9 protein-coding genes are annotated in these 9377 nt (G+C 74.3%); 5 read left to right on the top strand and 4 right to left on the bottom strand.

Going from position 1 to position 9377, the window contains the following annotated elements; genetic code table 11:
• Nucleotides 1-21 precede the first annotated feature (21 nt).
• The 5 genes from VIW71_RS25770 to VIW71_RS25790 all read left to right on the top strand — a co-directional run bounded on the left by VIW71_RS25770 (nucleotide 22) and on the right by VIW71_RS25790 (nucleotide 4960).
• Nucleotides 22-1524 carry a hypothetical protein gene (locus tag VIW71_RS25770; RefSeq protein ID WP_331625037.1) on the top strand — a complete coding sequence of 501 codons (1503 nt, stop codon included), beginning with the start codon at nucleotides 22-24 and terminating at the stop codon, nucleotides 1522-1524.
• Between the two features lie 80 nt (nucleotides 1525-1604).
• Complete coding sequence (locus tag VIW71_RS25775; RefSeq protein ID WP_331625038.1) at nucleotides 1605-2606, top strand: GDP-mannose 4,6-dehydratase; 1002 nt, start codon at nucleotides 1605-1607, stop codon at nucleotides 2604-2606.
• 51 nt (nucleotides 2607-2657) lie between these two features.
• Complete coding sequence (locus VIW71_RS25780; RefSeq protein ID WP_331625039.1) at nucleotides 2658-3371, top strand: sugar phosphate nucleotidyltransferase; 714 nt, start codon at nucleotides 2658-2660, stop codon at nucleotides 3369-3371.
• 6 nt (nucleotides 3372-3377) lie between these two features.
• A complete protein-coding gene (locus VIW71_RS25785) occupies nucleotides 3378-4292 on the top strand; it encodes an NAD-dependent epimerase/dehydratase family protein (protein ID WP_331625040.1) in 915 nt (304 codons plus the stop codon).
• Nucleotides 4289-4960: a spherulation-specific family 4 protein gene (locus VIW71_RS25790; protein WP_331625041.1), complete on the top strand. Its 672-nt coding sequence runs from the start codon at nucleotides 4289-4291 to the stop codon at nucleotides 4958-4960. The genes VIW71_RS25785 and VIW71_RS25790 overlap by 4 nt, the downstream gene beginning before the upstream one ends.
• 147 nt (nucleotides 4961-5107) lie before the next feature.
• Here VIW71_RS25790 and VIW71_RS25795 read toward each other — a convergent pair whose 3' ends face one another.
• The 4 genes from VIW71_RS25795 to VIW71_RS25810 all read right to left on the bottom strand — a co-directional run.
• Nucleotides 5108-6325: an MFS transporter gene (locus VIW71_RS25795; protein WP_331625042.1), complete on the bottom strand. Its 1218-nt coding sequence runs from the start codon at nucleotides 6323-6325 to the stop codon at nucleotides 5108-5110.
• The gene (locus VIW71_RS25800; protein ID WP_331625043.1) at nucleotides 6322-7344 is read right to left on the bottom strand and encodes a glycosyltransferase family 2 protein; all 1023 of its coding nucleotides are present in this window, start codon (nucleotides 7342-7344) and stop codon (nucleotides 6322-6324) included. The genes VIW71_RS25795 and VIW71_RS25800 overlap by 4 nt, the downstream gene beginning before the upstream one ends.
• Entirely contained in the window at nucleotides 7341-8138 is a 798-nt protein-coding gene (locus VIW71_RS25805; protein ID WP_331625044.1) for an HAD-IA family hydrolase, read from the bottom strand. The genes VIW71_RS25800 and VIW71_RS25805 overlap by 4 nt, the downstream gene beginning before the upstream one ends.
• Nucleotides 8139-8667: 529 nt before the next feature.
• Nucleotides 8668-9377, bottom strand: a 710-nt coding sequence (locus VIW71_RS25810; RefSeq protein WP_331625045.1) for an AraC family transcriptional regulator, incomplete at its 5' end; no start/stop codon positions are given.

Genomic DNA, 9377 nt, shown 5'->3' on the forward strand with positions numbered 1-9377 from the left:
CGTGGCGGCGGGTGACGGCCGGTGAGCGGGCCGCTGGCCCTGGTCGGCGGGGCCGCCGGCGCCACGGGGGCGCTGCCGCGGCTGCCGCGCCGGCGCCGGGTGCCGTCCTGGGCGGCCGGCGACCCGGTGGCCGAGCTGGCCGAGCGGCTGTCGGACGTCTGCGCGGCGGCCGTTCACCCGGACGAGATCGCGGCGGCCCTGGAGTCCGAGGGCCTGACGGACGAGCAGATCACCGGCCACTACGGCCACCCCGATCTCTTCTCGCTGGCCGAGGAGCTCTTCCGGGTGGTGGCCCGGCGGTTCCCCGAGCCCGAGCCGTCGGACGATCCGTGGCGGGCCGAGGTGTGGCCGTGCCTGCTCCGCGGCCTCACGTTCGCCCTGCCCGGTGCCGCCTACGTACTCGGCGGTCGCTGGGCGGACGGACCCGACGGCCCGTTCGGGGTGTCCCGGACGGTGGCCGCGTGGGGCGCGGCGACGCTGTGCGGCTGGGCATGGAACCAGGCCCTCTCGCACCGCGCCCGCCTCCACCTGCTCGCACACCGCCCGCGGGCCGCCGCGCGCTGCCTGCTCACCGGCGGCACGGCGGGGGCCTTCCTCGCCACCGCGTGCGCGGCGGCCGTGTCCGGACTCACGGGGCTGCCCGCCCTGGCCTTCGCCGCCGGGCAGTCGCTGTACGTGGCGGCGGCGACCGTCCTGCTGGTGCTCGACCGCGCGAGATCCCTGCTGTACGTGCTCACGCCGCTCGCCGTCGCTGTCTGCTGCGGGGCCGGCGGGCTGCCCTCGGCCGCCGTCGCCGTGCTGCTCGCGGCCACGGTGGGAGCGGCGATCCTGTCGGCGGTCGCGGCGGCGCTGCGCACTGCCGCTGACGGGCAGGCCGGTGCCCCGGCCGGCCGCGCGGCCCGGACCGTGCGCACGGTCAGACTGGCGCTGTCCGCGCGGAGGACCGCCGCGGACGGCGCCGCCGCTGAGCGGCGCCCGTCGCCGTACGCCTCACTGCCGCACGGACTCGCCGGGCTCGCGGCGGGGTGGCTGGTGATCGTGGCGGCCCTGGCAGGGGAGTTCGTGGCGGCGCTGACGGTCAGCATGGGCATGGCCGAATGGCTGCTCTTCCGGTTCCGCAGCCGGTGCCTGAGCGTGTTGCGCAGGATCGCGGCGCACGAGCGGCTGCTCGCCCGGTCCTGGCGGGTGCTCGCGGGCTGCCTCGCGGCGTACGGCGCCACGCTGGCCGGACTCGCGGCCGTCGAGGCGGCGACGGTACCCGGCGCGGCGCCCTGGGACACCGCGCACCTCGCCGTGCTGCTCGCGCTGGGCGCCACGCTGTGGCTCGCGCAACTGCTCGAGTCCTGCGGCCGGGTCTGGACCGGCACCTGTGTGCTCGGCGCCGCGGCGGGCGCCGCGGCGGTGCTGCTCGGAGCGCACGCCGCCGCGCCCGGCACCGTGCTGGGCCTGGTCTGCGCGTGCGCCGCCGCCGTGCTGCTCGCGGCGGCCACCGCGGTCACCGGCCGGGTGACCACCCATCGCTGACCCATCGCTGACCCACCGCACGGCACCGCACGGCACCGCCCCGACCGATCGATCGACCGACAACCGAAGGAGATTCACCCGTGTCCACTGAGACACCCGTCGCCGTCACCGGCGCGGAGGGCTTCATCGGCTCGCACCTGGTGGAGGCACTGGTCGCCTCCGGCCGCCGGGTGCGCGCGATGGTGCAGTACAACTCGTTCTCGTCGCACGGCTGGCTGGAGGTGCTCGCCCCCGACGTGCTCGACCGGGTGGAGGTGGTGCTCGGCGACGTCCGCGACCCCGGTTCGGTACGGGACCTGGTCGCGGGCAGCGACACCGTCTACCACCTGGCGGCGCTCATCGCGATCCCGTACTCGTACCGCGCGCCCCGCAGTTACGTGGACACCAATGTGAGCGGCACCCTCAACGTCCTGGAGGCGGTACGGGAGTCGGAGATCCCGCGGCTGGTGCACACCTCGACCAGCGAGACGTACGGGACCGCGCAGACCGTACCGATCAGCGAGGACCACCCGATCGTCACGCAGTCCCCGTACGCGGCGTCCAAAGCGGGCGGGGACCGGCTCGCCGACAGCTACCACGCCAGTTTCGGGACGCCGGTGGTGACGCTGCGGCCGTTCAACACGTTCGGGCCGCGGCAGTCCATGCGCGCCGTGATCCCCACGGTGATCGGCCAGGTCGCGGCGGGGGAGCGGGAAGTCGTGCTGGGGGATCTGCGGCCGACCCGGGACTTCAGCTACGCCAAGGACACCGCCGCCGCGTTCGTGGCGGTCGGCACGGCGCCGGCGGCGCAGGTCGTCGGCCGGACCTTCAACTCCGGGACCGGCGGTGAGATCTCGGTCGGCGACCTGGTCCGGCTCATCGGCAAGCTCATGGACACCGATCTGCTGGTGCGCGAGGACCCGGCGCGGCTGCGGCCCGCGGGGTCCGAGGTGATGCGGCTGGTGTGCGACGCGTCGCGGCTGCGCGCGGCCACGGGCTGGGCCCCGGCACATTCCCTGGAGGACGGGCTGGCCCGCACCATCGACTTCTTCCGCGACCCGGCTCATCTGGCCCGCTACAAGACCACCGCCTACAACGTCTGACGTTCCGTCAGATCACATCGCCCGCACGTGTCAACCGCAGGGGGGACCACCATGCACGCAGTCATTCTCGCCGGTGGCAAAGGCGTACGGCTCCGGCCCTACACCACCGCGCTGCCCAAACCGCTGGTGCCGATCGGCGACAGCCACGCGATCCTGGAGATCGTGCTGCGCCAACTCGCCGCCTCCGGCTTCCGCCGCTGCACGCTCGCCATTGGTCACCTGGGCAACATCATCCGCGCCTACGTCGGTGACGGCTCCCAGTGGGGCCTGGAGGTCGACTACGTGACGGAGGACAGCCCGCTGGGCACCATGGGGCCGTTACTGAACATGATCGGCCAACTCCCCGAGCACTTCCTGGTGATGAACGGCGACGTGCTCACCGACCTCGACTTCGCCGATGTGCTGCGCAAGCACACCGGCTCGGGCGCACCGCTCACCATCGCCACCTACGCCCGCACCGTCAGCATCGACTTCGGGGTGCTCACCACCGAGGACGGCCAGGTGGTGGGCTTCACCGAGAAGCCGAGCATGGACTACCGGGTGTCGATGGGCGTCTACGGGGTGTCCCGGCCGGCCCTCGCCCGCTACACGCCCGGCCTGCCGCTGGGCTTCGACGAGCTCGTACTCGACCTGCTGGCGGCGGGACGGCACCCGCGCGCCTACGACTTCGACGGGTACTGGCTGGACATCGGACGCCCCGACGACTACGACCGCGCCAACGCGGACTTCGGCAGCCTGCGCGGGCTGCTTCTCAAGGGGGCGTGACCGGACATGACACGCAGGCGCGTCCTCGTACTGGGCTGCGGCGGTTTCCTGGGCGGGACGGTGACCGCGCGGCTGAGCGAACTGCCCGGTGCCCGGGTGCTGCGCGGCGGGCGGTCTCCGGGGCACGATCTGACGGCGGACCTGGCGACCGTGCCGGTGCACACGCTGGCCCGGGACCTCGCCGCGCTCGGCCCGGACGTGGTGGTCGACTGCGCGGGCCTGGTGGGAGGACCCGCCACCGCGCTGTGCGAGGTCAACGCCCGCGGGCCGGCCGCGCTGTGCGAGGCGATGGCGCTGGCCGCGCCGTCGGCGCGGTTGGTGCACCTGGGCTCCGCGGCCGAGTACGGGGCCGCGGAGCCGGGGACGGCGCTCACCGAATCGGCGGCGACCCGCCCCACGGGCGTCTACGGCGCCGCGAAACTGGCGGGCACCCTCGCCGTGGCCGGCTCCGGTCTCGACGCCGTCGTGCTACGGGTCTTCAACCCGGTCGGCGCCGGGGCCCCGGCCTCCGGGCTGCCCGGCCGACTGGCCACCGCCTTCCGCGACGCGCCCGGGGACGGCACCGTCCGCACCGGAAGCCTCGCCGCCCACCGCGACTTCGTGCACGTCCGCGACGTCGCGGAGGCGGTGGCACTGGCCGTCACCACACCGGGTCCGCTGCCGCCGGTCGTCAACATCGGCTCGGGGCGGGCCACTCAGGTACGGACGCTGGCCCGTGAACTCGCGGAGCTGAGCGGCTTCGGCGGCCGGATCGAGGAGTCCGGCGGGGGCTCGGAACGCTCGGCCGAGGTGTCCTGGCACCAGGCGGACATCGCACTCGCCGCCTCCGCGCTCGGCTGGCGGCCCGCCCGCACCCTGCGCGACGCGCTCACCGCACTCTGGGAGACCGCCTCGGGCCGCCCGGCCGGGGTGACCCCGTGAACGGCACCGCCACCCCCCAGGCCGCGCGACCGGGTCTGCTCCTGGTGCCTCTCTACGTCCACCCGGCGGTCGATCCGGCCGCCTGGCGTGCCCTGGAGGCCGCGGCGCCCCGGCTCTACGCGGTGGTGCTCAACGCCGCCGACGGGCCGGGCGTGCGACCCGATCCGGCGTTCGCGACCGCCGCGCGGCGGCTGCGCGGTGCCGGGGTGCGGCTGCTCGGCTACGTCGACACCGCGTACGCCGTGCGCTCGGCCCGCGCCGTCCACCGTGATCTGCGCCGCCATCGCGCCTGGTACGCCACCGACGGGGTGTTCTTCGACCGGGTGGCGTCCGACCCGCGCCGGGTCCCGTACTACCGCCGGCTGTCCAGGGCCGCCCGGATCCGCGGCGCGCGGACGGTCGTACTCAACCCGGGGGTGCACCCCGACCCCGCGTACGCCCGGCTCGCCGACCTTCTCGTCACCTTCGAGGGAAGCTGGGCCGACTACCTGGACGCGGTCATCCCACCCTGGACCTCCGGCCATCCCCCGGCACGCTTCTGCCACCTGGTCTACGCCGTCCCCCGCGGCCTCGACGAGCGGGTGGCCCGCACGGCGGCGATGCGCGGCGCGGCCGTCCACTGCGCGGTGCCCGGCACACCGCCGAATCCCTGGCGGAGCGCCCCGTGAGCCGCCGCGCGGTCCGGTCCGTGCTCGCCCGGGCTGCTCGTCCTCGGCGCGTGCTCGTCGCCTTCGGGAGGAACGACGACCGGCCGACCGCGCCCGACGGGTCCCGCCCGCCGGCAGCCGGGGCGGGGAACCGCCCGGGACCGGGGGCTACCGGCCGGGCGGCGGCCGGAGGACCGAGGGCGCGACGGCGGCCACCGCCAGCATCAGAACCGTGGCGGTGACGAACGGCAGCCGGGTGTCCGCGTCGATCGTGAGGCCCGTGAGCCAGATCATGAGGGTCGTTCCGGCAGCCGCCGCGATGCCCAGCGACGCGTTGCACGTGCCGTGCAGCGCCGGCGGTACGCGGGAGAGGACCCGGCCCTGGCAGACGGGGACCAACGGGCCCACCCCCGCCGCGAAGAGCACGACTCCCACGTAGGCGAGGGCGCCGCCGCCCAGGCACAGAAGGGCGACGGCCCCCGCGGAGAGCAGCGCCCCGGACACGACGACGACCTGCGCCGTCAGTCTCCGGATGAGGATGTCGCCCAGCGCCCGGGCCGGCGTGTGCACGGCCCACAGCGTGGCCAGCAACGCGGACGCCTCACCGAGGGTCATGCCGTAGCGGTCCGCTCCCAGCAGAGTGATCCATGACACGACGATGGTCTCCCCGGCCATGATCATGGTGAAGACGACGGTGCCCGGCAGCCAGGCCCGCAGGACGCTCCGGGACAGGCCGGTGCCCGGCGTACGGTCCGGTGGGGCGACGGTTCGGCCGTCGGCGCGCCGTAGCCCCGCGGTGGCGGCCAGGAGCAGTACCAGCGCCCCGGCGAAAGCGAGGTGGATGGCCCGGTAGCCGCCGCCGTACGCCGAGGACAGGGCCACCAGGGCGGGTGCGCCGAAACTCGCCAGGCCGAAGGTCGCGAACATCGCCGAGATGTGGCGGTAGCGCTCCGGCAGCCGGAACAGGTGGGTGACGGCGGCCAGGGAGCCGAGCGAGAAGGCCGCTCCGTGCAGCGTCGCGCCGACGAGCACCGCGCCGTAGGCCGGCCTGGAGACGAAGGCCGCACAGCCGGCGAGGCCGGTGAGCAGGGCCAGCATGACGGTCGCGGTGGTGCCGGCCCGGCGGATGACGAACGGTCCGGCGGCCATCGCCACGATCAGGCCGAGGTCCTTGACGTTCTGAATGTTCGCCAGTTGCGTGCCGCTGAGCCCGTACGCGGCCCGGAACGACGCCAGCAGGGCGGGGACCAGGCCCATGCCGAGGGCGAGCGTCGCGTAGACGGTGAAGAGGTGGACCAGGACGAGGGCCGGGCGGCCACCCGGCCCGGGCCGGGGGACCGCCGCCGCGGACTCGCACGGCACCTGTTCCGCGGCGGCGGAGGTCACAGCCTGCTCCCCACTTCCCGCTCGACCGAGTCGAGTTCCCGCCGCGTCGCGTGCTCGGCGAAGGTGGCCGGATCGAGGGCGTACGCCTCGCGAAGCTGTTCCCGGCCCAGTTCCGGGCTTCCGTCGGCGGCCACGGTGCGGCCGATGCGGATCAGGTAACGGCAGAGGACCGCGCGTCCCCGGAGTTCGTCCGTGACGCCGCGTTCGACGGCGTGCGCCAGGGCGTCCTCCAGGCCGGCCCGCTCGTTCACGCAGCGCAGCCGGTTGAACTCGTCGAGGTCGCCGGACTGCTTGCGGGAGGAGCTGCCGCCCTGCCGGGGGACCCGGTAGCCGGTGGGGATGCCGGCCACATGGTCGATCTTCGCCCCGCTGCCCAGGTAGCGGAAGAGCGTCGCCACGTCCTCGCAGAACCGTACCCGGGGGAAGGGGAACCGCAGCGCGAGGTCGGTGCGCAGGTTCATGGCCGACGGGATGGCGATGTTGTCGCGGTCGGTGGCCTGCTCGGCCCAGCGCTCCCGGCCGGTCAGTTTGGGCAGGGCCTGCTGCTGGTTGAGCAGGTGCAGGCCGGGCAGGAGGTCGGCGGACTCCCAGGGCGCGCCGTGCTCGTCGATGAACTCGATGTCGCTGTAGAGGAATTCCAGTGCGGGGTCCTGGGCGAACCGCTGCCGCACGACGCGAACCCGGTCGGGGTGGGCCACGTCGTCGGAGTCCAGGTAGGCCAGCAACGTACACCCGTCCGACGCCGCCGCTCGGACGGCACGGTTGCGGGCGTCCCCGGCACCGGCGTTGACCGGCGCTTCGAGGACCGTCATCCGGCCGGGCATCCGCGCCGCCGTGTCCGCGAGGAAGGCACGCGTGCCCGGGTGCGGGGAGGCGTCGTCGGTGAGGTAGACGTGCCAGTCGCCGTCGCTCTGGCGGCGAATGCTCTCCAGGGTGAGGTCCAGCGTGGACCGTCGCCACGGCTGGCCGTCGTCGTAGTACGGCATGACGAACGCGACGACGGAACCCGGGGCGCTCATGACATGTCCGGGACGAGAGTGTCGGTACGGTGCGCGAGGCCGGCGGTCGAACGTGCCGTGGCCGCCGGGCGGCGCGCCGCCGCGGCGGGGCTGAGGAGGCCGCCGGCGGTCCCGGCCGGGACCGCGCCGACGACGATGCCGGTGGCGCTCCCCGCGGGGACTGTCTCGACGACGATCCCGCCCGGTCCACCGACGATGCGCAGCTCCCGCAGATCGCCGATGACCAGGTCCGCGTCGAGGTCGGCGGCGGCGTGGGTGGTGGTGACCGCGATGGTGAACATCCCGGCCGCGCGCGCCGCCGCGAGGCCCGCCGGGGCGTCCTCGATCACGATGCAGGCGGTCGGCTCGACCCGCAGGCGCCGCGCGCCCAGCAGGAAGGGCTCGGGATGCGGCTTGCCGCGGAGGACGTCGTCCGCGGTGACCATCACCGGGGCGTCCACGCCCGTGTGCCGCAGCCGGGACCGGGCCACCCGGCCGCTGGCCGACGTGACCACCGCCCACCGGTCGCGCGGAAGCCCCGTCAGCAGGGGCGCCACGCCGGGCAACGCGGTGGAGTCCGAGTCGGCGAACTCGAGCTCCTCGTAACGGCGGGTGGCGGCGGGCACGTCCTCGGCGGCGAGGTGATCCGCCACAATGCTTGCCGCGGACCGGCCGAACACGGACGAGAAGTCGAAAGAGTCGGGGCGGGGGAGATACTCCGCCGCCCATCGCGTCCAGCACCGCATGATGGAGGCGGTGGAGTCGATGAGTGTTCCGTCGCTGTCGAAGAGTACGGCTTGACCGTTGAGCGACATGCATGCTCCTTGTTCGCGACATCGCAGTGAGGAAGAAAGGGTGAGCCCGGCAGGACACGAAGCCCGGAGAGCGGCACGGGCGTGAAAACGCGGTGGTGAGGGCGGATCACCCACGACAGCGGCGTCGGGGGGCGCGCAAACGGGTCGGTCCACGCATGGATGCCGTGCGCGGTCTCGCCGTGGAATTCCGAGGACGGGCTCGTCGCGGCATTGCCGGTATGTGCCGATCCCCTGGCAACTGTCGGCTCACGGCCTGAACAGAACAAGGGGAAGTGTGGCGGTCATGGTCGTAGGGGAAGTGGTCGTCGGCGGACGAGGCAGCCGGGTCACTCCTCGCGTTTCGGGCCGCCGGTCCATGGGTAGTCAGGTTGGCCGATCTTGCGCGGCAGCACACGGGAGGCCGCGGCGGAGGGCGGGGGAGGGCGGGGTTCCGCGCGGCCGGGCAACCCGTACGTACGCCTGCGCGCTCGTACGGGCGGGCGTGGTCCCGTACGGCTCGCGCCCGTACGCCGGCCTTGGTCCCGCACGCCTACGGGCCCGGACGCAGGGGTGACGACGCGGGGGAGGACTGCGCGAACTCGCGCCACGCCTGCGGCGGCATGCCGTAGACGCTCTTGAACGCCCGGCTGAAGTGCGACGGACTCTTGAACCCCCAACGGGTGGCTATCGCCGCGACCGACCGCGTACTCGGCGGGGTGCGCGACAGCTCCCGGCGGCATTCGTCGAGGCGGTGCGTACGCACCCAATCGCCGAAGCCGATGTCCTCCCGGGCGAGGATCGCGTAGAGGTAGCGGACGGAGATGTGGTGGGCGCGGGCGACCTGCTCCGGGGAGAGGCGGGGGTCCGCCAGATGAGCCCGCATGTACTCGATGATGCGTAGGCCCAGCGTCTGCTGGAGGGGCTGCGCGGCCAGTGCGGCCTGGTCCGCCTCGGTGGCGACGGCCGCGCGGACGAGTTCCACGGTGGGGGCCGCGAGGGTCCGGGCGGCGGCTCCGGCCTGCAGGCCGGGACTCGCGGCGAGCTGGGACAGGAACGCGGACGTCAGTCCGCTGACCGTCCCGTCGGCGCCGAGCGGCCGTGCCGTGACCTCCCGCAGTGCCGCGTCGGGCAGCGCCAGCGCGGCGAGCGGGACACGGAAGAAGTGGGTGGCCACCCCGTTTTCGAACAGCAGCGTGTAGGGGCGGCGCGTGTCGTAGAAGGCCAGATCCCCGGGGTGCAGGACGGCCTGCCGGCCGTCCT

This window comes from Streptomyces sp. (assembly GCF_036524955.1).
Classification (GTDB): Bacteria; Actinomycetota; Actinomycetes; order Streptomycetales; family Streptomycetaceae; genus Actinacidiphila.